Raw genomic sequence first — 21,963 nt, forward strand, 5'->3', positions numbered from 1 at the left:
GCGGACCACCGTGGCGTCGACGAAGTGCAGGTCCCCGTCGAGCTCGCCTCGGGCATCGGCTTGCGCCTGCAGGCACCGCAGCACCCGGTCGAACACACCGGCCTTGCGCCAGCGGTAAAACCGGCTCGACACGGTCCCGACAGCACCGTAGCGGGCCGGCAGATCCGCCCAGGGCGCGCCCGTGCGCAGGATCCAGAGCATGCCGTTCAGGACCTGGCGGTGATCCTCCGCTGGCCGGCCCGTGCGCGGCTTCTGCGGAGGCAGCAGCGGGGCGATCTGCTCCCACTGTGCATCGGTCAGTTCGTAGCGTCGCATCCCGATCACATGGGGGCGATCCCCAAACCTGTGAACCCTTTGCAGAGACGCCCAAGGCAGATCGGCCGGCAACGGGGCGAAGGGTGCTTCGGCTTGATGAAAGTGCGTCTGATCCGCCTTCGCTGGCACACCTTCGGCACCCAGAAGGCCAAGCAGTCTCTCACTCTTGGTCGCTCGAATGCGCTGACACATGAACTGCGCGGTGTGGAAAGTGACGCCGAGGATCCGGTGGAGATGGCTCGGCAAGATGTCCGTCTTGCAGGAGGCCATGAGGTGTATCGCCTGAAGCCACAGGTGCAGAGGCACGTGACTGGCGTGCCAACAATGCTCACAACCTGTGGAGTGCTTCGGACGCCGCGTTGCCCAGGGTCCACTCCGATGGTCCGATGCCGCTCGGGTTGGGTCAGTCAGGGGTCTAACCCCTTGATGTCGTACCCAATCAATTTTTGCTGAGAATCCTGGCGCCCCAGCCAGTCCCCATCGAGGATGCGGACCCAAGGCTCGGCGACGGATCGGAGGTTCGGGATCGGCTGCCGCCGTCGCGTGCCGGCTCATCGCGGCGCGGTTCTCCCGCATCGGAAATCCGTCCGGGCCCGGACGACGCGGGGCGTTGCGAGCGGTCTCGAAATCCGGCCGACCTCATTCGCCGCCGAGCGCCGATGGCGGCCGCGCAGGGCGCCGTCGCGGCCCGGCGACGCCCGCCGGGCGAGCCCGCATCAGGCGATGATGTCGGGCGTGATCTGATCTTCGATGTAGGAAATCCGGTCGCGCAGGGCGAGCTTGCGCCGCTTCAGGCGCTGGATCTGGAGCTGGTCGCCGGCGACGCTCAGTTCGAGGGCGTCGATGGCGCCGTCGAGGTCGCGGTGCTCCTGCCTGAGCCGCTCCAGCTCCTCGGCGGACGCCGCCGGTTCGTCGTCGTTCCACTCACTCGCCATCGCAACCCGCAGTCCTGGCAACACCCGTGGGCCGACCATGCGGCACCGCTCCGGGCTCGGCAAGAACCCTCCGGGCCGCGTGCACATGCAAGACAGCCCCGCACAGGCAAGACAGTCCCGCGGAGGCAAGACAGGCCCGGCGGGACGGAGGCGCGGCCCCCGCAAAAGCGCCCGATGCGGGCAGCGCCGGCTTAACCATGGAACGCCGCCGCGAAAAATTCCGCCAAGCCTGGCCGTCGATAGGCTTCGACAGCCGGCTCATCGTGTGCCAGTCTCCCACCCGTCGAAACGAGACAGGAGAAGACACTCATGTCACTGCAGACGCACCTCACCCAGCTCGCCCGGAAGCACGAAGCCCTCGAGCGGGAGATCCACGACGCCACCCACCGACCCTCGGCGAACGACCTGCGCATCGCAGAACTCAAGAGAAAGAAACTCCTTCTCAAGGATGAGATGAACCGGCTCCGAAAGGACACCGATTCGGTCCACTGAGCCGTCCAGCGGCGTATCTCCTCGCCGCGTATTCTTCTCTGAGTGTTCGCCGCCGCCGCTGGTCTCCAGGGCGGCGGTTTTCGTATCCGGAAAGGCCCGACGCCGCGCGACGCTGTTGGCTTACGCCGCAGGGCGAAACCCGGATAAGGTCCGGTCCAAGCCGGCGGAGCGACCGGTCGAACGACCGGAGGACCCGATGGACGCCCCTGCCACCCCGCGGCCCGGCCGCACGGTCGATACGCCCTACGCCACCCTGCATGCGGCCTCGCTGGCCGACCCAGAGGGTTTTTGGCTCGACGCCGCCCGGGCCCTCGACTGGACGCGCCCGCCCGTCCGTGCCTTCGACGCGGCGGCCGGCGCCTACGGCCGCTGGTTTCCCGATGCGACCCTGAACGCGTGCCACAACATGGTCGACCGCCACGTCGCGGCCGGCCGGGGCGAACAGGCGGCGATCCGCTACGACTCGCCCGTCACCGGCACCCGGCGCACGATCACGTATGCGGCCCTCCTCGACGAAGCGGCGACCCTGGCCGGGTTGCTCGCCGATCTCGGAGTCGGCCGGGGCGACCGGGTGGTGATCTACATGCCGATGGTGCCCGAGGCCCTGTTCGGCATGCTCGCCTGTGCCCGCCTCGGGGCGGTCCACTCCGTGGTGTTCGGGGGATTCGCCGCCAACGAGCTCGCGATCCGCATCGATGACGCGGCGCCGAAGGTGGTGCTCGCCGCCTCGTGTGGCATCGAGCCGAACCGCGTCGTCGCCTACAAGCCGCTGCTGGACGCTGCCCTGGCGGCGTCCGCGCACAGGCCCGAGGCCTGCCTGATCCTCCAGCGCCCGCAGGCCGAAGCCACCCTGGTGGCGGGGCGCGACCGCGACTGGGCCGAGGCCGTGGCGCGGGCGAAGGCGGCGGGCCGCCGGGCCGGGTGCACGCCCGTGGCCGCCACCGACCCGCTCTACATCCTCTACACCTCCGGCACGACGGGCAAGCCGAAGGGCGTGGTGCGGGACACCGGCGGGTATTGCGTGGCCCTGGCCTGGACCATGCCTAACCTCTACGGCGTCGCCCCCGGCGAGACCTATTTCTGCGCCTCCGACATCGGCTGGGTGGTGGGCCATTCCTACATCGTCTACGGCCCCCTGCTCCACGGCTGCACCACGATCCTGTACGAGGGCAAGCCCGTCGGTACGCCCGATGCCGGTGCCCTGTGGCGGGTGGTCTCCGAGTACGGCGCCGTCTGCCTGTTCACCGCGCCGACGGCCCTGCGCGCCATCAAGAAGGACGATCCCCGCGCCGAACGGGTGGGGGATCACGACCTGTCCGGCTTCCGCAGCCTGTTCCTCGCCGGCGAGCGGGCCGACCCCGATTCCGTCGCCTGGGCCGAGCGGGCCCTTGCCCGCCCGGTCATCGACCATTGGTGGCAGACGGAGACGGGCTGGGCCATCGCGGGCAATCCCCTGGGGCTCGGCCTCCTGCCGGTGAAGCACGGCAGCGCCTGCGTGCCGATGCCGGGCTACGACCTCGCCGTGCTCGACGAGGCCGGTAAGCCCGTGCCCGCCGACACCATGGGGACCATCGCCCTGCGCCTGCCCCTGCCGCCCGGATGCCTGCCGACCCTGTGGGGCTCGGACGGGCGCTTCCGCGCCAGCTACCTCACGACGTATCCGGGCTGGTACGACACCTCGGATGCGGGCGTGGTCGACGCGGACGGCTACGTCACCGTTCTCGGGCGCACGGACGACATCATCAACGTCGCCGGCCACCGCCTGTCCACGGGCGGGATGGAGGCGGTCCTGGCCGGCCACCCGGATGTGGCCGAATGCGCCGTCATCGGCATCCACGACGCCCTGAAGGGCGAGCAGCCCTGCGGCTTCGTGGTGCTCAAATCTGGCGTTTTTCGCGATACCGGCGCCATCGAGGCCGAACTCGTCGCCCTGGTGCGCGAGCGCATCGGCCCCGTCGCCGCCTTCAAGCTGGCGCTCACCGTGGCGCGCCTGCCCAAAACCCGGTCCGGCAAGATCCTGCGCGGGACCATGCGGCGCATCGCCGACGGGCAGCCCTGGACGGTGCCGCCGACCATCGACGACGCGGGCGCCCTCGACGAGATCGGCGCCAGCCTGAAGGCGCGGGGCCTGACGCCCTAGCCGGGGCGCGCCGGTTCGGCCAAAAGGGCGGGGATCGCCCGGGAGAGCCACGCATGACCGTCCGCCTGTTCGAGCCCCTGCGCCTCGACGACCTCGAACTCGAGAACCGCATCATCGTGGCGCCCATGTGCCAGTACTCGGCCCATGCGGGCCAGGCCGGCGACTGGCACCTCATGCACCTCGCCCAGATGGCGCAGTCGGGGGCCGGCTTGCTCACCCTGGAGGCGACGGCGGTCTCGCCCGAAGCGCGGATCTCGCCCACCGACCTCGGGCTGTATTCCGACGCGACGGAGCTGGCCCTCGGCCGCGTCCTCGACGCGGTGCGGGCCTACGCCCCCATCCCCATCGCGATTCAGATCAACCATGCCGGGCGCAAGGCCTCGAGCCGCGCCCCCTGGGACGGCGGCGCGCAGATCGACCCCGAGGCCCCCGACGGCTGGCGCACGGAGGCGCCCTCGGCGGTGGCCCACGGCGCCGACGAGGTCCCGCCCCACGCCCTTGATTCGGAGGGGCTGAAGCGCATCCGCGACGGTTTCGTGGCCACGGCCCGCCGGGCGCTCGCCCTCGGCATCGACGGATTCGAGCTGCACGGGGCGCACGGCTACCTCCTGCACCAGTTCCTGTCGCCCCTCTCCAACCGGCGCACGGACCAGTACGGCGGCGATCTCGCCAACCGCATGCGGTTTCCGCTCGAATGCTTCGAGGCCGTGCGCGACGCCGTGCCGGCGGGAAAACCCGTGTGGATGCGCGTCTCGGCCACCGACTGGGTCGAGGGCGGCTGGACCCTCGCGGAAACCGTGGAACTCGCCCACGCCCTCAAGCGCCGGGGCGCCGCCGCCATCCACGTCTCCACGGGCGGCCTCTCGACGGCGCAGCAGATCCCGCTCTCGGCCGGCTATCAGGTGCCGTTCGCCGAACGCATCAAGGCCGAGACCGGGCTGACCACCATCGCGGTCGGCCTGATCACGCAAGCGGCCCACGCCGAATCGATCCTGGCCGAGGGCAAGGCCGACGCCATCTCGCTGGCCCGCGCGTTGCTCTACGACCCGCGCTGGCCCTGGCACGCGGCCGCCGAACTCGGCGGCAAGGTGCGGGCGCCCAAGCAGTATTGGCGCTCCCAGCCGCGCCAATACAAAGATCTGTTTCTCGAGACCCGCCACGGACAGCGCTGAGCATGGACGACGACATCACCACCTTCTCGGTCCAGCGCGTCCGCTACGACGAGGAGAACGGCATCTGCCTCGTCTCCGGCGCCGATGACGAGGAGGAGCCGGCCGGCTACTTCATCATCCAGATCGAGAAGGGGGACCCCGACGGCCCCCTCATCGAGATTTTCGGGGAGGACCTGACCCAGGCCGACGGCGTGGTCGCCCTGGAGATCGGCCTGCGGTCGCTTCAGTTCACCTTCGACCCGAAAAGCCTCATCGGCGCGGAGATGCCGATGGTGCGGATCGAATCGCAGACGGAGATTCCGGAGCGGGCCCGCACGCGGCTGGCCGTGGCCTTCGGGAAGCGCGCCAAACGGGCGTGACGCGCGCTTATCGGGCGGGCGCATCCCCGTTCGCACGGCGATGCGCCCGAAGCCGTCACGCCGCGCGGACGCTGGCGAGGAAACGGGCCACCTCGGCGTCGAGATGCTCGGACTGGCGCGAGAGTTCGGAGGCCGCGCCGAGAACCTGGGCCGCCGCGGCGCCGGTCTCCTCGGCGGCCTGGGCGACGCCCGCCACGTTGCTCGTCACCTCGCCCGTGCCCGTCGCCGCCTGGGCGACGTTGCGAACGATTTCCTGCGTCGCCGCCCCCTGCTCCTCGACGGCCGCCGCGATGGCCGTGGCCGTGCCGCTGATGTCCTGAATCCGGTTGGTGATCCCGTCGATCGCCGCGACCGCCTGACCCGTCGCCGCCTGGATGCGGCCGATCTGGCCGCCGATCTCGTCCGTCGCCCTCGCCGTCTGGTTCGCCAGTTCCTTGACCTCGGCCGCCACCACGGCGAAGCCGCGGCCCGCCTCGCCGGCGCGGGCGGCCTCGATGGTGGCGTTGAGGGCGAGGAGGTTGGTCTGGCTGGCGATCGTCGAGATCAGACCGACCACGTCGCCGATCCGGCTCGCCGCCTGGGCCAGTTCCTGGACGAGGGCCGCCGTGGCGCCCGCCTCGGTCACCGCGGCCTGCGCCATCTGCGCCGAGCCGCTGACCTGCCGGCCGATCTCCTGCACGGACACGCCCAGCTCTTCCGCGGCGGCCGCGACGGTATTGACGTTCACCGCGGCTTCCTCGGCGGCGGCCGCGACGGTGGTGGATTGCGAGGCGGTCTCCGCCGCCGTCGACGTCATGGTCTGCGCCGTGGCCTGCAGCTCCGTCGCCGAGGACGAGACCATGCCGATGATGCCGCCGACGGCCTGCTCGAACCGATCCGCCATCTGGCGCATGCCGTCCTTGCGCTGCTCTTCGGCGGCGAGGCGGGCCTGCGCCGTCTCGCTCTCGAGTTCGCGCGCGCGGATCATGTTGTCCTTGAACACCTGGACCGCCTGCGCCATGGCGCCGATCTCGTCCTCCCGCGTCCGGTGGGGAACGACGGTGGCGGTGTCGCCCGTCGCCAGGCCGCTCATCGCCCCGGTCATCGCCGTGATCGGACGGGAAATCCGCACGAGGCCGATCAGCATCGCCCCGAGGGCGACCAGGGCCGTCAGGACGATGGACACGATCGCGAGGAACGAGGCGGTGTCGACGGTGGCGACGCTCGCATCCGCGTCCCGCTGCGCGCCCTTGCGGTTCAGGTCGACGTTGCGGGCGAGCATCTCGCCGGCGTCCGAATAGGTCTTGAGCAGATCGGGGCCGACGAGCTCCGCCAGGGCTTCGGCCTGGCGGCCGGACTCCATCAGGCCGACGAGGTGCTTGCTCGACTGATCGTAGTGGCTCCAGAGTTCGGCGAAGCGTCCGTACAGGGCCCGCTCCTCGGCCGAAGAGATCAGGGGTTCGTAGCGTTTGCGCGCCTCCGCCATGGTGACGGTCGCGGCCTCGTAGAAGCGCCGGTTCTCCATCGACGATTCTGGGCTCGTGGACGCGGTGATGAGGCGGAACTGCCGGAGGCGCACCTGGCTGGCCGCGGCGTTGATCTCGTTGACCGTCGCGACGGAGGGCAGCCAGTTCGCCGCCACCTCGTTCACGCCGTGCCGGATCGTGGCGAGCTTCGAGATCGAGAGGATGCCCTGGCCCGCGACGATGAGGGCGACGCCCCCGAAGAGAGCGGCGAGGGTGGCTTTGAGGGTGATGCGCATGGGACGATTCGGCGCGTGAGGTGCCGGACGACGTGCCGCGCGCCGGTCGTCCAGGTCAGTGACGGGCGGATTGTCGCCGGCGGTGATGATTTTGGCGTTAACACCCAAGACCTTGGAGTATCCGGGGACTCGCTGCGTCGTCTTGCCGTACGATCGTCGGTACGGCGATGCACCGATCGGTGCGCAGTACGGGTGCATCCTCGACAAATAATCGTTGCGGTCGTGTTTTCGATCTTGGACCGCGAGCCCGGCGTCTCGCGGACGGAGCCGGGAAAGGCCGGCCTTCGACCGAAACGTCATCGGCCCATCCACGGATGTCGCCATCCCGTATCGATCGGCCCGTATCGATGGGAATGTGGCGCACCCATCGGAGTGCCGAATGCCCCATACGCTCTCCATGGGATCGAGCGATCCTTCGTTCGACGACATGCGATGCGACCCGAACTGGCGTTTCTGCGAGATGGCTGGCAGAAACCTTCGCGATGTCGTCCTGTAACCTTTGTGCATCAGCCACGGACGGACGCGCGGGCTAGCGTGCGCGATGGCTCAGACCGTCCGCACGCCGCGTCATCGCGCACACCGACACGCCCGCGCGGCGGTCCTGGGCCTCGTCGTCGGTGCCGCGGCGCTCGCGGGGGGCGCCCGGGCCGAACCCGGACGCGACCGGGGGAAGGGCGGCGAACCGGACAAGGTCGATTCCGAAAACCTGTTCGGGTTCACGGAGGGGACCGACACCGGCAAGAAGGGCGAGCAGGAGGTGGTGGTCGATGCCATCGGCCGCTTCAGCAAGCGGCGCGGCGGGCCGGGGGTCTCGGGATACGGCGCCGCGGAGCCCATCGTCAGCTATCAGGTCGATCCCACCGACAATTTCAGCATCGAGCCCGGCCTACAATTCGACACGCGGCGGAGCCGCAACGTCGCGGGCGTGCCCGACAAGGCGTTCGCCACCGTCAACGGCGGCTCCCTCGAACTGAAGTACCAGGTCCTCAAGCGCACCGACGACCACCCCTTCGGCCTCGCCGTGCAGGCGGAGCCCCTGTATTCGCGGGTGACGCCCATCGAGGGCCGGGGCGCCGACGTGTTCAGCATGGACACCCGCCTCATGGCCGATGCGCGCCTGATCCCCGACAGGCTGTGGGTCGGCGCGAACCTGATCTACGATCCGTCGGTGGCGCGCCTCAAGGGCTCGGGTGAGGTCGATCGATCCTCCACCCTCGCCCTATCGGGGACGCTGATGGCCCGGATGACCGAGACGCTGTTCCTCGGGCCGGAGATCCGGGCCATGCGGGCCTATGACGGCGCGTTCCTCAACCGCTTCCTCGGGCACGCCGTGTTCCTCGGACCGGTGCTGCACTGCCAGGTCTCGGAGAAGGGCTTCCTCACGGTGGCCTACGCGGCCCAGATCCTCGGCCACGACCGCGATCCGGCCTTCACCGACCGGGCGTTCAACCTGACCCAGTTCGCCCGCCACAACCTGCGGGTCCGCTTCGGCGTCGAGTTCTGAGCAGGATCATCGTCCCGAGCCTGGGCATCGCCCCTCAAGCGAGGCTCGACGGCGCCTGCCACGCCACGCCGGCATGCTCGCGGATGTCGCCGTCCCGGGCGCCGGTATCCGCGTCGGTGGTCCAGTCGCTCGGCTCGGCGACGTCGACGACCTCGTCGTCCGGATAGGCGGCGGCGAGGAACAGGCGGGCCTCGCCCTCGGCGGCGGCGCGGACGGTCACGAGGGGCCGGGGGCCCTCGGCGGCGCGGATGTTGGCGATGAAGAGCTTCGTCATGTCGGTGTCCTCGGGCGTCGGTGACGGGGCGCCGGCGGGACAACGCGCCGGGGCGCCGGGCGTCCCATGCCGGGCGTCCTATGGCGAAATCCTACGCGGAACCGGCCGTCGTCCCGGGGCGAACCGCGAGGCGCAAGAAGCTCACGGCGCTGGCGACGGCGGCGAAGACCCCGCCGAGCCCGAGGGCGAGGGCCGGCCCATGGGCCTCCGTGACGAGGAAGCAGGCGGCCACGAGGGCCGCGCCCATGGTCTGGCCGAGGAGGCGGGAGGTGGCGACGATGCCGCTCGCGCCGCCCGACCGCGCGGCCGGGGCGCTCGTCATGAGGGCGCGCAGGTTCGGGGCCTGGAAGAAGCCGAAGCCGGCGCCGCAGATCGCCATGCGCCAGCCGATATCGACGACGCTCGGGCTCGCCGGCAGGGCCGCCAGCAGGCCCATGCCGACGGCGAGGCCGGCGAGGCCGATGCCGCCGAGCAGGCCCGGCGGATAGCGGTCCGACAGGCGTCCGGCGAGCGGCGCCATCACGGCGACCACGACGGGCCACGGCGTCATCAGGAAGCCGGTCTCGACCTGGCTGCGCCCGAGGGTGTGCTGGAACAGGAAGGGCAGCGAGACGAAGGCGAGGCCCTGGGCCGCGAACGAGCAGACCGAGGTCAGGGCCGAGAGGGCGAAAAGCGGTCGCCGCAGCAGGTCGGCGGCGAGCATCGGCGCCGGGTGGCCGGCCTGCCGGCGCAGGAGCAGGGCGAAGCAGGCGAGCGACCCGGCGATCTCCGCCAGGACGTGCCAGAGGGGAGCCTCGTGGGCGGCCTCGCCGAGCCCAAGGACGAGGAGGGCGAAGGCGGCGGAGTTGAGGAACGCTCCTGGCACGTCGAACCGGTGACCGGAGCGTCCGGTGTCCGGCAGCGCGGTCCAGGCCAGGGCCAGGGCGACGAGGCCGATGGGCACGTTGACGGCGAAGAGCCACGGCCACGGCGCGGCGACGAGGATCAGGGAGGCCACGGTCGGGCCGACCGCGAAGCCGACGCCGACCACGAAGGCGTTGAGCCCGACGCCGCGCCCGAGGCGGTCGGCCGGATAGATGAAGCGGATGAGCGCGATGTTCACCGCCATCAGGGCGCTCGCGCCGACGCCCTGGAGCACGCGGGCCGCCACAAGAGTGGGCAGGGACCAGGTCAGGGCGCAGACGAGGGAGGCCGCCGTGAACAGGATGAAGCCGGCGATGTAGATCCGCTGCTGCCCGACGATCTCCCCGAGGGCCGCGATCGGCAGCAGGGTCGCCACCACGGCGAGCTGATAGGCGTTGACGATCCACACCGAGGCGCCCGGATCGACGCCGAGATCGGCCGCGATGGTCGGCAGGGCGGTGTTGGCGATGGCGGTGTCGAGGGTGGCGAGCGCCACGCCCGTGAGCACCGCCACCATGGCCCGGCCGCGCCGGCCCGGCGGCAATCCCTGGCCCGACGGACCCGGCGCCGGACTCGCGGGCGACATGCTCGAAGAAGACATTGGCGGGATGAACTCGCAGGCGCTTCAGGGGGAGCCGGACGTCCCTCGCAGGACGCCCGCCGCGCGGGTCGTGCCCGGAGCGGGGACCGGCCGTTTCGTGAGGCCCCCTGAATGCGTCCGCCGCACGGCCCTTGGCAAGCGCGGCGCCCGACCGTGTCGCCAACGGTTCGGGCGGCCCCGGTGAAGGCCGCGCCCCGCCTCCTGCGGTTCGTCCCTCGACCGGCGAACGAAGGCGGGCCGGGGCGCGTTTCCCGTCCATTCTCAATCGAAACCCGGAGCCTTCATGCGCGCAACGACCTTCGCCCTCACCACCGCCCTGATCCTGTCGCCGCATGCGGCGGCCTTCGCGCAGGGTCCGGCGGATGGCGGCGCCGTGAACAATCCCGGCAGCGTCCAGAGCAACGACGCGAAGGCCGACACGCGGACAACGGGCTCGGCCGCCAACACGGACGCGAATCCCGGCGGCCGCCCGTCCGATCACAACGGCACGGCGCGGACGCTCGGCAAGAACGGCAGCACGAACGGCAGCGCGACCAGCGGTGCCGGCGGCACGTCCGGATCGACGTCGGCGCCTCGCCCGTAGGCGGCCGGGTCTGGCGGGCGGAGCGGACGCGCCCGCCGCGTCCGGGCCTCGCCACCGGGGCGCCCTCGACGGATGCCGCGCCGTTCGGCAGGATCAGGCGATCGGGGCGAGCGAAGGGGCGCGGCGGCCCCGCGACGTCACTGTCGGTGAGGGTCTGGATCGATGACGGGCGACGGAACGGACATTCATCAGCCGGTGCGGGCCGGCATCGCCGCGTTCGTCGGGACCATGATCGAATGGTACGACTTCTTCATCTACGGAACGGCGGCCGCCCTCGTCTTCGGACGCCTGTTCTTCCCGCAGGTCGACAGCTTCTACGGGACGCTCGCCGCGTTCGGGACCTTCGCGGTGGGGTTCCTGGCGCGGCCCCTCGGCGGGGCGATCTTCGGACATCTCGGCGACCGCGTCGGCCGCAAGAAATCCCTGATCATCACCCTCGTGATGATGGGCGTGTCGACGGTCCTCATCGGCCTCCTGCCGACCCACGCCATGGTGGGCATCTGGGCGCCGATCCTGCTGGTGACCCTCCGGTTCGTCCAGGGCATCGCCGTCGGCGGCGAGTGGGGCGGCGCCGTCCTGCTCGCCAGCGAGCACGCCCGCACCGAGGACCGCCGGACGTTCATGGCGTCCTTCGCCCAGCTCGGAAGTCCGGCCGGGCTGATCCTGTCCATGGTCATGTTCAAGTTCGTGACCCTCCTGCCCGAGGCCGACCTGCTGAGCTGGGGCTGGCGCGTGCCGTTCCTGTTCAGTGCCGTCATGCTGGTGGTGGGGTTCGCCATTCGCATGGGCGTGAAGGAATCGCCGGACTTCATCGCCGCGCGGCGGCGGCGCCTCGCCAGCCTCAAGCAGGACCAGGCCCCGCTCCGGGAGATCTTCGCCAACTCCAAGGGGCTGCTGATCGCCGCGATCTGCAGCAACGTCCTCGGCATCGCCGGGTTCTACTTCACCAACACGTTCATGATCTCCTACACGACGAGCTACCTCGGGCTCGCGCGGGGCACGATCATCGACTGCCTGCTCATCGTCTCGATCATGCAGTTCGTCATCACGCCGCTCTCGGCCTACATCGCCGAACGGACCTCGGTGATCCGGTTCCTGGTCTGCACCGCCGCGTATTCCATCGTCGCGCCCTACGCCATGTTCACCCTGGTCGAGCAGCGCGACCTCGTCAGCGTCACCCTCGGGATCGGCATCGCCGTGGCGGGCCTCGGGGCGTATTACGCGGTCATCGCCGGCTACGTGAGCGCGTCGTTCCCGACGCGGTACCGCTACACGGGGATCTCCATGGCCTATCAGCTCAGCGGCGCGATCTTCGGCGGGCTGACCCCCCTGCTCGGCACCATGCTGGCCCAGAAGGCCGACGGGAACTGGATGCCCCTGGCGATCCTGTTCAGCGTCATCGCGACCATCTCCCTCGTCTCCGTCCTGGCGCTGCACGCCCTGCGCGGCCGGACGGACGCGCGCCTCGAACCCGCCTGAGAGCCGTCCGATGAAGACCTTCTTCCATCGGGACCAGTCCCTGCACGAGCCCCGCACCTACTTCTCACGGGGCGCCATGCGGGCGCCGCAGGAGCTCCCGGCCCGCGCCGCCGCCCTCCTCGCCGCCGCGAGGGGTCTCGGCTTCGACGTCGTCGAGCCGGAGGATCGCGGTCTCGCCCCCATCGCCGCCGTCCATGCCCCCGACTACCTCGCCTTCCTCCGGTCGGCCCATGCGGACTGGATCGCCGAAGATGAGGATTGGGGCGACGAGGTGATGTCGAACATCTTCGTCCAGACCGCGAACCCCGTCGGCATCCTGGCGAAGGCCGCCTGCCACATCGCCGACGGCAGTGCGCCCATCGGGGCGCACACCTACCGGGCCGCCTACGCCTCGGCCCAGTGCGCCGTCGCGGGGGCGGACGCCATCCTGGGGGGTGCGCGGGAGGCCTACGCCCTGTGCCGGCCGCCGGGGCACCACGCCCGGCGCGCCGCCGCCGGCGGCTTCTGCTTCCTCAACAACGCCGCCGTCGCAGCCGAGCGCATGGCCGGGCGCTTCGCGCGCGTCGCGATCCTCGACACCGACATGCATCACGGCCAGGGCATCCAGGAAATCTTCTACGACCGAAGCGACGTCTCCTACGTCTCGATCCACGGCGATCCGACGAACTTCTATCCCGTCGTCGCCGGATACGCCGACGAGACCGGCCGCGGCGACGGTCTCGGCTTCAACCTGAATCTACCCATGCCGCACGGATCGACGGAGGACGTGTTCTTCGCGCAGCTCGACATCGCCCGCGCGGCCCTCGACCGCTACGCCCCGGACGTCCTGGTCTTGTCGCTCGGGTTCGACATCTACGCCCACGATCCGCAGGCGAAGGTGGCGGTCAGCGCCGCGGGGTTCGAGCGCCTGGGACGGGCCATCGGGTCGATCGGCCTGCCGACCCTGATCGTCCAGGAGGGCGGCTACGCCATCGGCAGCCTGTCGGAACTCGCGGGGCGGTTCTTCTCCGGGTTCGCCGCCGGCCGGTGAACCCCGCAGCGGGCGAGACGCGGCTTCACCGATCCGGACCGACGCCGAGGATCGACGCGTCGTCGGGGCCGATGGCGACGCGTCGGAAGCGGACGCCGAAGGTGGCGTCGAGGAGGGGTGCGGTGGCGACCTCATGGGCAGGGCCGTCGAGGACGAGGCGGCCCCGGTCGAGGAGCACGAGCCGGTCGCAGTCGCGCACGGCCCGCTCGAGGTCGTGCAGGACGACCACCACCGTGCGGGTGCGGGCATAGGCGGCGAGGCGGCGCAGCAGGTCGATGCGGTGACCGATGTCGAGGCTGGCCCCGGGCTCGTCGGCGAGCAGCACCGACGGCTCGGCGACGAGCACGGCGGCCAGGAGCGCGCGGGCGCGCTCGCCCCCGGACAGCCGCGACCACGGCCGGTCCGCGAGGGCCGCGAGGCCGTGGGCCTCCAGGGCGGCGGGGACCCGCGGGGGCGCGCCCGGCGCCCGGCTCGCGCCGAGTTCCACCACCGCCCGCACGGTGTAGTCCCAGGCCGGCTGGAAGCTCTGGGGCAGATATCCGATCCGGCGCCCGCGCTCGGCCGCCGGCAGGGCCGCGAGGGCAAGCCCGTCGAGGGTCACCGCACCTGAATCCGGCACGGCGAGGCCGGCGAGGCAGCGCAGGAGGGTCGACTTGCCGGCGCCGTTGGGGCCGATCAGCCCGACGAGGCGGCCGGGCTCGGCCCGGAACGACACGCCGTCGAGGATGCGCGCCGCACCCACGACGAGGTCATCGGCCGCGAGGACGCTCATGCGCCCATCCGCCGGCGCAGGAGGACGAGGAAGAACGGCCCGCCCGCCGCCGCCGTGATGAGCCCGAGGGGGATCTCCGCCGGGGGCAGGACGGAGCGGGCGAGCCCGTCGCAGACGAGGACGAGGCCGGCGCCGATGCAGGCCGCCACCGGCAGCAAGGCCCGGTGCCGGGGGCCGACCCACCAGCGGGCGATGTGGGGGGCGATGAGCCCGACGAAGCCAACGAGACCGCCATAGGCCACGGCCACGGCGACCACGAAGGCCCCGACGAGGACGGCGCGGCGCAGGAAGCGGCCGGTCTCCAAGCCGAAGGCCGCGGCCTGATCGGCGCCGAGGCCGAGGAGGTCGAGGCCGCGGGCGAGGGACAGGCTCGCGGCCAGGGCCATCGCCACGAGGATCGCCAGGAGGCCGAGGCCGGCCCAGGTCGGGGTCTGGATGCCGCCGAGCGTCCAGCTCAGGACCACCTGCAGGCTCACGCTCTCGTCGGACAGGGCCAGCATCATGAACGAGCGCACGGCCCCGAGCATCGCCGCGACGGCGACGCCGGCGAGGAGCAGCCCGGCGGTGTCGCGGGCGCCGTGCGCCACGGCCAGCACCAGCCCGGTCGCGGCCCAGGCCCCGGCGAAGGACAGGCCGCCGAGCGCCAGGCTGGAGGGGATGCCGAGGGGTACGAGAAGGGCGATGGTGGCGCCGATGGCCGCCCCTCCGGCGGAGCCCAGCAGGTAGGGCTCGGCCAGGGGATTGCGGAACACCCCCTGGAAGATCGCCCCGCCGAGGCCGAGGAGGGCGCCGACGAGGCCGGCGGCCAGGATTCGGGGCAGGCGCCACGCGACCAGCAGGCGGGCGCCGAGGTCGGGATCGCCCGCGAGCGCGCGGGCGAGGTCGAGGGGCCCGGCCCAGCGGTGCCCGGCGCAGGCTGCGAAGACGAGGCAGGCCAGAAGCGCCAGGGCGAGGAGGACGGGCCGTCCGATCCCCGCCGTCACGGGGCCTCGGCCGGATGGAGCAGGCCGGCGAGGCGCTCGATCCCCGCGATGGTGCGGGGGCCGGGGATCAGGAACTCGGCCCGGGGCACGGCGTGGGCATGGCCCGTGGTGACGGCGCGCATTGCGAAAAATCCCGGCCGCTGTGCCAGTTCCGCCATCTCGTCCGCCGAACCGGCGAGCAGCAGCACGTCGGGATCGGCGGCGAACACGGCTTCCGGCGAGACCTGGGGCACGCTCCCTCCGGACAGCGCGAAGCAGCCGCCGGCGCGGAGGATGGCGTCGCCCGTGTAGGTGTCGCGGCGGGCGCTCAGGAGCAGCCCGTTGCCGAGGCGCCCCGTCAGCATCACCACCCGCCGGCAGGGACGGGCCGCGACCCGCTCCCGCACGGCCGCGAGGCGGGCGTCGAGACCGGCCGCCAGGGACTCGCCCCGCTCGGGCACGCCGGTGGCGCGTGCCAGCAGGCGCAGGTTCTCCACCACCTCCGCTACCGTGCGGCTCGTCAGCACCAGGGCCGGCACGCCGATCCGCTCCAGGGCATCGAGGATCTGGTGCACCGCCTGCCGGGCCGGCGTCAGCACGACGAGGTCGGGATCTTGCGCGGCGATGGCCTCGACGGAGAAGCCGAGGCGGCCGCCGACCACCGGCTTGGCGGCGGCCTCCGGCGGGTAGCGGGTGAAGGCGTCGATGCCGACGATGCGGTCGGCGAGGCCGAGGGCCGCGACGAGTTCGGTGTTGGACGAGAAGATCGTTACGATGCGCCGGGGCGGCGCGGCCAGGACCACTGCTCGCCCGAGGGCATCGACCACCCGCACCGGCTCAGCCCAAGCGGGGCCGGCCGCGACCAGAACCGACAAAAAACCGGTCGCGGCCGCGCGCATCAGAACCGCGCCTGCACGCCGACCTGAAGGTCGCGTCCCGGCGACGAGGTGCCGGCGCTGCCGTTGTAGAACCGCAGGTCCGCCAGGGTCGGCGTCTGGCCGGCGATGGCGATGAACAGCGGGTGGTAGTTGGTGTCGAACACGTTGCGGACCTGAGCGAACAGCTTCACGCCGGGCAGGAGATCGACCTCGCCGCGCAGGTTGACGAGGACGAACGGGTCCTTGCGCCAGATGAACTCGCGGTAGGGCTCGGCGGCGGGGACGCGCAGGTTCTCTTCGGTGTTGTACCAGACCGGCCCGTTGAGCACCCCCTGGACCTGGACGGTCCAGGGATAGGGCACGCCGGCCTGTCCGATGCGGGTGCCGAGGGCCAGCTGGTACTGGTAGACGCGCTCGACCCGGTGGGTGTTGGCCGAGGCAACGGTGAGAGAGCCCTCGTCCTTCATGTCGAAGTTGTAGTTGCCGTTGGCAGTGGTCCGCCAGCGCCAGACCTCGGACTCCCAGCCGACGACCTTCAGCATGTCGGTCTCGAACTGCGCCTCCAGGCCCCGGATGACCACGTCGCCGCCGTTGTTGACGTAGTCCGAGGTGTTGGCGTTGGCCGAGCGCGCCCGGGTGATGATCCGGTCGGTGATGGTGTTCTGGAACAGGGCGAGGTCGAGGCGGGCGACGCCGTTGGTGAACGTCGTGCCGATCTCGATCTGCTCGCTGGTCTCGGGCCGGATGTTCGGGTTGCCGAAGATGCGCCCGCCGCCGAGCGTGTTGAAGTCGGCGGCGATCTCCGTGGCCGTCGGCGCGCGGAAGCCCGACGAGGCGCCGATGCGGAACGCGGCCCAGTCGGTGGCCCGGTAGGTGGCGCCGACGGAGTAAGTGGTGGCCTCGTAGGGGCGCGCGCCCGTCACCTGGGCGGCGAGGTACGGCGTCGGGTCGAAGCTCGTGGTGCCGTAGGTCTGGCGCACGCCGGCCCGCAGGGTCACCCGGTCGTCGAACAGGCGCTGGGTGTCCTCGAGGTAGAGGGCGTGGAACTGGTCGGTCTGGTTGTTGTCCTGGGGCGAGACCTGGGCCAGGGGATTGCCCGGCACGCCGACCCGGAACCGGTCCGAGCGCAGGCGGCTGGTCTCCCAGTCCCAGCCGAGGAGCAGGTCGTTGCCCGGCAGCAGGCGGGCGCGAGGCTGGAACCGGGTGCCCTGGATGTCGAGGAATCGGGTGTTGTAATCGGCCGCGGTGCCCGGCGCCGGCAGGTTGGTGCCGCCGCGCTGGACCGGCGAGGCCCATTTGAAGCGGTCCTCGTCGGTGACGCTGTAGGCCTGCGCGAACAGGCTGAAGCGGTCGTCCTCCGTCCGCCCGGTGTAGCTCGCGTCGAACGAGCCGTTGATGCGGTCGTCTTTACTGTAGAGGTTGCCGCCGGAGCCGCGAAAGCCGACGCCGTAGATGCCGTCCGTACGCAGGCTGAAGTCCAGGCGCTGGTTCGGGTCGATCTGGAGGCCGAGCGCCCCGGTGATGCCCATGCGGTTCCACTGGGTGTTGGCCATGCGGCCGCCCCCCGTCCCGGCGAAGTAGTCGTCCCGCTGCGCCCCCGACACGCCGAGATAGTAGTCGATGGGGCCCGCCGTGCCGCCGGTCTGGGCGCGGCCCTGTCCGAGTCCCCAGACGCCGCCGATGCCCTCCACCAGGGTGCCGGGCGCCGTGCGGCCGGTCTTCAGGATGACGTTGATGACGCCGCCGATGTTCTGACTGCCGTAGATCACCGAAGAGGGCCCGCGCACGATCTCGATGCGCTCCACGTCGGCGATGGACAGCTTCGACAGGTTGGCGGTGCCGGCGCGCCGGCCGTTCATGAGGACGAGGACCTGGCTCTTGAAGTCCTTGCCCTGTCCGTCCGTGGCGCCGCCGCGGATGTTGATGGAGGTCTGGCCCGGCGTCCATTCCGAGAAGAAGCCCACGGCGTTCTCGGCGAGGAGGTCGGTGATGGATTTGGCCGTCGAGGTCTCGATCATCGCCCGGTCGATGACCTGGACGGTGCCGGCGATCTCGGAGCGCGGCTCGGGCCGGCCGGTGGCGGTGACCACGAGCTGGTCCAGGGTGACCGCCTGCTCGCCCTGCGCTTGGGCGAAGGACATGAGGGCGGTCCCGCCGAGGCCGGCGAGGACGAGGCGGGAGACGACGCGCACCATCACGAATGGGTCCTCCACACGAGGACGGCGGAGGTCCGGGCGACGGAGAGGCGATGGCCGTCGGCGACGGGCACGGCCCGGGCGGCGAGGTGGTCCCGCAACTCGGGTCTACGCGGATCGTCCGGCGGCCAGCCGAGGCGGTCGGCCAGCGAGCGCGCCGTCCGCGCCACGTCGGCGACGACGGCCGTGAAGGTCCAGGCGGCCTCGGCGACGATGGCCGGCCGCTCGGCCGCCGACAGGCCGCGCAGGACGATGTCGACGCCGGGCGTCTCGTCCTCGCCGTGCCAGGCCTGCGGCAGACAGCCGGCGAGGCAGATGCCGCGGGGACCGTGCTGGGCCGGAACAACCCAGACCACGCTGCGGCGCGCCCATGTGCGGCAGCGCGCCAGGAAGGCCGCCGGTTCGGTGAGGGGTGCCGGCATGTTGGCGGCGAGCACCGTGTCGGCGCAGGCGGCGGGCAGGCCCGCCTCCTTCCAGCCGCCGCGGACGAGGCGGGGGGCGGGATCGAGGGCCTGCAGACGGCTTTGCATCACGGGGGCGGGCTCGACGACGCTCCAGGCCCGGCCCGGCACCCGCAGGTGTGCGCCGAGCTGGCCGCCGCCGGCCCCGATGTCGAGGAGGTCGCCGAGGTTCGGCACGGCGGCGCGGATCAGGGGGGCGACGCGGGCGACGTAGTCGGAGGTGTCGATGCCGGCGGCGTAGCGTTCGAGGGGGTCGACGCCGTCGGGCTCGGGCGAAGCGCCGCCCGATCCCGGCGGCGGCCCATGGTCGAAGCCTTGGGATTCGAAGCCTTGGGATTCATTGAGCCGGTTCGCCCCGGCGGCAGAGAATGGTGTCATCATCGGTCCTTCCCCGAACCTTGCGGGGCTGCCGATGAGGGGGCGCAGGCGCGCGCGGACGGGATGCCGCGCAAGGCATGCAACCCGTCAGGACACCCCGCCCACGAGATACGTTTCAGTCGAGGCAGGTCTCCTGGCTCGCGGGTCGGTGCCATCCGTCTGGTCTTCCCGGTGATGTCTCACCAGTGACGCTGATCGACGGGCGGCTCGCCGCTTACAGTTGCGGGGACAGCTTCGGCCTTGGTGCTCGCGCACCGCACCGAATTCCCTCTTCGCTCACCGTCTTGTGACGGCGAGAACCTTGACTGGCATTCAAGTGCTGGCGCGACCCCGTCGATGTCAACGGGTATGACGGGATCGGGCGCGGATAACCGCGATCGAGGGGCGACCGTGGCCGTTGAGCGACGATGGCTGGGGGGCGGTGAACCCGATGGGCCGGCGCCGCCTTGCGGCTCGGACGCGGCGCTTGTATGCGGCTGGATTGGGGAGCCGCGGGCTTCCCGCCCCCTGACTCCGAGAGGGATGGGACGACGATGGCGGGAGCCAATCCGGTCGCGATCATCATGGGCAGCCAGTCCGACTGGGCGACCATGCGCCATGCCGCCGAGACCCTCGACGCCCTCGGCGTCGCCCACACCGACCGCATCGTCTCGGCCCACCGCACGCCCGACCGCCTCGTCGCCTTCGCCAAGGGCGCCAAGGCCGAGGGCTTCCAGGTGGTCATCGCCGGCGCCGGCGGGGCCGCGCACCTGCCCGGCATGACCGCCGCCATGACCCCCCTCCCCGTCCTCGGCGTGCCCGTGGAATCGAAGGCCCTGTCCGGCCAGGACAGCCTGCTGTCCATCGTGCAGATGCCGGCCGGCATCCCCGTCGGTACCCTCGCCATCGGCCGGGCCGGCGCCGTCAACGCGGCGCTCCTGGCCGCCGCCATCCTGGCGCTCACCGATCCGGCCCTCGCCGGCCGCCTCGAAGCCTGGCGCGCCGCGCAGACCGCGAGCGTCGCCGACCATCCGCAAAGCGACCTCCCTTGACCGCCACACCAGAAGTCCAGCCCGGCTCCACCCTCGGTATCGTCGGCGGCGGCCAGCTCGGCCGCATGATCGCCCTGGCGGCCGCCAATTACGGCCTGAAGGTCCACGTCTTCGCCCCCGACGACGACAGCCCGGCCTTCGACGTCTGCGCCATGCGGACCGTGGCGGCCTACGACGACGTCGAAGCCCTGACGCGCTTCGCCGCCGGCGTCGATGTCGTGACCTACGAGTTCGAGAACATCCCGGCCGCCGCCGCCGAGGCGCTCGCCGCCAAGGCCCCCCTCCGCCCCAATGCCGGGGCCCTGGCCACGACGCAGGACCGGCTCGCGGAAAAGACCTTCATCAACGACCTCGGCATCGAGACCGCCCCGTTCCGCATCGTCGATACGCCCGACGACCTCGTGCGGGCCCTCGACGCCATCGGCCGGCCCGCGATCCTGAAGACGAGGCGCTTCGGCTACGACGGCAAGGGCCAGCGCATGATCCGGGCGGAGGGCGACGTCGACGCCGCCGCGATCCTGGCCGAGTTCGACGGCGCCCCCTGCATCCTCGAGGGCTTCGTGCCGTTCGAGACGGAGATCTCCGTGGTGGCCGCCCGCGGCCCCGACGGGGCGTTCGCCGCCTACGAGCCCTGCGCCAACGAGCACCGCGACCACATCCTCGCCGTCACCCGCGTGCCCGCCCCCGGCATCGCGCCGCAGACCGAGGCCGCCGCCATCGGCATGGCCCGGCGCATCGCCGAGGCTCTGGACTATGTGGGCGTCCTCGCCGTCGAGATGTTCCTGGTGCCGCAGGGCGACGGCCCGGCCCGGGTGGTGGTCAACGAGATCGCCCCGCGGGTCCACAATTCCGGCCACTGGACCATCGAGGGCGCCATCACCTCGCAATTCGCCCAGCATGTCCGCGCCGTCTGCGGCTGGCCGCTCGGCGACCCCGCCCGCGTCGGCGGCATGGCTGTCGAGATGCACAACCTCATCGGCGACGAGGTGTCGGACTGGGCCGGCCTCCTGGCCCAGTCGAGCGCGCACCTGCACCTCTACGGCAAGGGCGAGGCCCGGCCCGGCCGCAAGATGGGCCACGTCACCCGCCTTCTTCCGAAAACCTGATCGTCTCGCGAGCGTCCTCATGACCGACCTCAGCCTTGCCGCCGCCCAGACCCTCGTCGCCAAGGCCCTGGAGGCCGGACGCGCCCACGGCCTGAAGCCCCTCGTGGTGGTGGTGTTCGACGCCCGCGGCGCCCTCAAGGCCCTGGCGGCCGAGGACGGCACGTCCCTGCGCCGGGCCGAGATCGCCATGGGCAAGGCCAACGGCGCCCTGGCCCTGGGCCTCGGCTCGCGCGCCATCGCCAAGCGCGCCGAGGCCGACCCGACCTTCATCGCCGCCGTGAGCCACCTCGTCGGCCCGGCCGCCCTGGTGCCGGTGCCGGGCGGCGTCCTCATCCGCCACGGCGACACGCTGCTCGGCGCCGTCGGCATCTCCGGCGACACCTCCGACAACGACGAACTCTGCGCCGTCGCCGGCATCGAGGCGGCGGGGTTTGTCGCGCAGACCGGCGCCTGAGACCGGCCGGCGATGCGCTGCGTGCCTCGCCGGACGATCCCCATCGAGCGGCCTGAACGTCGCAGTCCGACCTTTCGGGGCGAGCGCTGGGCGTCTCTCCTTCTAGGGAGGACGATCGCTGATGAGGATGGCGGTCTACCCTCCGCAGACGCGCACCGTCGAAGGAGCGAAATTCCCGGTGCGCATCCCCTCGCCCCG

At 71.6% G+C, this 21,963-nt stretch carries 21 protein-coding genes and 1 riboswitch; of the genes, 11 read left to right on the forward strand and 10 right to left on the reverse strand.

Annotated elements, in window-relative coordinates; translation table 11 throughout:
• Together FV218_RS23235 and FV218_RS13735 are read right to left on the reverse strand one after the other, a co-directional pair.
• A partial coding sequence (locus FV218_RS23235; RefSeq protein ID WP_246685120.1) for an IS5 family transposase occupies positions 1-585 on the reverse strand: 585 nt, incomplete at its 3' end.
• A 446-nt stretch (positions 586-1,031) separates the two neighbouring features.
• Positions 1,032-1,250 (reverse strand): DUF465 domain-containing protein, encoded by a 219-nt coding sequence (locus FV218_RS13735; protein ID WP_056093470.1) that lies wholly within the window; start codon positions 1,248-1,250, stop codon positions 1,032-1,034.
• Positions 1,251-1,559: 309 nt separating this feature from the next.
• Here FV218_RS13735 and FV218_RS13740 point away from each other — a divergent pair, with 309 nt between their 5' ends.
• From FV218_RS13740 to FV218_RS13755, 4 genes are all read left to right on the forward strand, one after another.
• A complete protein-coding gene (locus FV218_RS13740; RefSeq protein ID WP_056093472.1) occupies positions 1,560-1,742 on the forward strand; it encodes a DUF465 domain-containing protein in 183 nt (60 codons plus the stop codon).
• A gap of 196 nt (positions 1,743-1,938) precedes the next feature.
• Positions 1,939-3,882, forward strand: a complete 1,944-nt coding sequence (locus tag FV218_RS13745; RefSeq protein WP_147710145.1) for an AMP-binding protein — start codon at positions 1,939-1,941, stop codon at positions 3,880-3,882.
• Positions 3,883-3,935: 53 nt separating this feature from the next.
• On the forward strand, positions 3,936-5,054 hold the full coding sequence (locus FV218_RS13750) for an NADH:flavin oxidoreductase/NADH oxidase (RefSeq protein WP_056093476.1): 1,119 nt from the start codon (positions 3,936-3,938) through the stop codon (positions 5,052-5,054).
• 2 nt (positions 5,055-5,056) lie between these two features.
• Complete coding sequence (locus tag FV218_RS13755; RefSeq protein ID WP_147710147.1) at positions 5,057-5,413, forward strand: hypothetical protein; 357 nt, start codon at positions 5,057-5,059, stop codon at positions 5,411-5,413.
• A 55-nt stretch (positions 5,414-5,468) separates the two neighbouring features.
• Here the strand turns inward: FV218_RS13755 and FV218_RS13760 are convergent, their stop codons facing one another.
• A complete protein-coding gene (locus tag FV218_RS13760) occupies positions 5,469-7,154 on the reverse strand; it encodes a methyl-accepting chemotaxis protein (RefSeq protein WP_056093482.1) in 1,686 nt (561 codons plus the stop codon).
• A gap of 541 nt (positions 7,155-7,695) precedes the next feature.
• Between FV218_RS13760 and FV218_RS13765 the strand changes: the two genes are divergently transcribed.
• Positions 7,696-8,658 (forward strand): hypothetical protein, encoded by a 963-nt coding sequence (locus FV218_RS13765; RefSeq protein WP_147710148.1) that lies wholly within the window; start codon positions 7,696-7,698, stop codon positions 8,656-8,658.
• Positions 8,659-8,692: 34 nt separating this feature from the next.
• Here FV218_RS13765 and FV218_RS13770 read toward each other — a convergent pair whose 3' ends face one another.
• Together FV218_RS13770 and FV218_RS13775 are read right to left on the reverse strand one after the other, a co-directional pair.
• On the reverse strand, positions 8,693-8,932 hold the full coding sequence (locus tag FV218_RS13770; RefSeq protein ID WP_147710150.1) for a hypothetical protein: 240 nt from the start codon (positions 8,930-8,932) through the stop codon (positions 8,693-8,695).
• Between the two features lie 91 nt (positions 8,933-9,023).
• Positions 9,024-10,421: an MFS transporter gene (locus FV218_RS13775; protein WP_210246122.1), complete on the reverse strand. Its 1,398-nt coding sequence runs from the start codon at positions 10,419-10,421 to the stop codon at positions 9,024-9,026.
• Between the two features lie 298 nt (positions 10,422-10,719).
• Between FV218_RS13775 and FV218_RS13780 the strand changes: the two genes are divergently transcribed.
• The 3 genes from FV218_RS13780 to FV218_RS13790 all read left to right on the forward strand — a co-directional run bounded on the left by FV218_RS13780 (position 10,720) and on the right by FV218_RS13790 (position 13,528).
• Complete coding sequence (locus FV218_RS13780; protein ID WP_147710152.1) at positions 10,720-11,019, forward strand: hypothetical protein; 300 nt, start codon at positions 10,720-10,722, stop codon at positions 11,017-11,019.
• A 162-nt stretch (positions 11,020-11,181) separates the two neighbouring features.
• On the forward strand, positions 11,182-12,498 hold the full coding sequence (locus tag FV218_RS13785) for an MFS transporter (protein WP_147710154.1): 1,317 nt from the start codon (positions 11,182-11,184) through the stop codon (positions 12,496-12,498).
• 10 nt (positions 12,499-12,508) lie between these two features.
• Positions 12,509-13,528, forward strand: coding sequence for a histone deacetylase family protein (locus FV218_RS13790; protein WP_147710156.1), 1,020 nt, complete (start codon positions 12,509-12,511; stop codon positions 13,526-13,528).
• 25 nt (positions 13,529-13,553) lie between these two features.
• On the opposite strand, the gene FV218_RS13795 is transcribed toward FV218_RS13790, so the two are convergent.
• The 5 genes from FV218_RS13795 to FV218_RS13815 are packed head-to-tail and all read right to left on the reverse strand — an operon-like array spanning position 13,554 to position 19,174.
• Positions 13,554-14,300: an ABC transporter ATP-binding protein gene (locus FV218_RS13795; RefSeq protein WP_147710158.1), complete on the reverse strand. Its 747-nt coding sequence runs from the start codon at positions 14,298-14,300 to the stop codon at positions 13,554-13,556.
• Positions 14,297-15,283, reverse strand: coding sequence for an iron ABC transporter permease (locus FV218_RS13800; protein ID WP_147710159.1), 987 nt, complete (start codon positions 15,281-15,283; stop codon positions 14,297-14,299). Before FV218_RS13800 ends, FV218_RS13795 begins: the two co-directional genes overlap by 4 nt.
• A complete protein-coding gene (locus FV218_RS13805; protein ID WP_147710162.1) occupies positions 15,280-16,161 on the reverse strand; it encodes an ABC transporter substrate-binding protein in 882 nt (293 codons plus the stop codon). Before FV218_RS13805 ends, FV218_RS13800 begins: the two co-directional genes overlap by 4 nt.
• On the reverse strand, positions 16,161-18,335 hold the full coding sequence (locus FV218_RS13810) for a TonB-dependent receptor (RefSeq protein WP_147710164.1): 2,175 nt from the start codon (positions 18,333-18,335) through the stop codon (positions 16,161-16,163). The genes FV218_RS13805 and FV218_RS13810 overlap by 1 nt, the downstream gene beginning before the upstream one ends.
• Positions 18,335-19,174: a class I SAM-dependent methyltransferase gene (locus FV218_RS13815; protein WP_147710166.1), complete on the reverse strand. Its 840-nt coding sequence runs from the start codon at positions 19,172-19,174 to the stop codon at positions 18,335-18,337. Before FV218_RS13815 ends, FV218_RS13810 begins: the two co-directional genes overlap by 1 nt.
• Positions 19,175-19,279: 105 nt before the next feature.
• A riboswitch (cobalamin riboswitch) is annotated at positions 19,280-19,493 on the reverse strand.
• A gap of 214 nt (positions 19,494-19,707) precedes the next feature.
• On the opposite strand from FV218_RS13815, the gene purE reads away from it, so the two are divergent.
• The 3 genes from purE to FV218_RS13830 are packed head-to-tail and all read left to right on the forward strand — an operon-like array spanning position 19,708 to position 21,765.
• Positions 19,708-20,205: a 5-(carboxyamino)imidazole ribonucleotide mutase gene (gene purE / locus FV218_RS13820; protein ID WP_056093512.1), complete on the forward strand. Its 498-nt coding sequence runs from the start codon at positions 19,708-19,710 to the stop codon at positions 20,203-20,205.
• Positions 20,202-21,311: a 5-(carboxyamino)imidazole ribonucleotide synthase gene (locus tag FV218_RS13825; RefSeq protein WP_147710168.1), complete on the forward strand. Its 1,110-nt coding sequence runs from the start codon at positions 20,202-20,204 to the stop codon at positions 21,309-21,311. The genes purE and FV218_RS13825 overlap by 4 nt, the downstream gene beginning before the upstream one ends.
• Before the next feature lie 19 nt (positions 21,312-21,330).
• Positions 21,331-21,765, forward strand: a complete 435-nt coding sequence (locus FV218_RS13830) for a heme-binding protein (RefSeq protein ID WP_056093518.1) — start codon at positions 21,331-21,333, stop codon at positions 21,763-21,765.
• The last annotated feature ends 198 nt before the right edge of the window (positions 21,766-21,963 follow it).

The sequence above is a fragment of the Methylobacterium sp. WL69 genome (assembly GCF_008039485.1).
Taxonomy (GTDB): domain Bacteria; phylum Pseudomonadota; class Alphaproteobacteria; order Rhizobiales; family Beijerinckiaceae; genus Methylobacterium.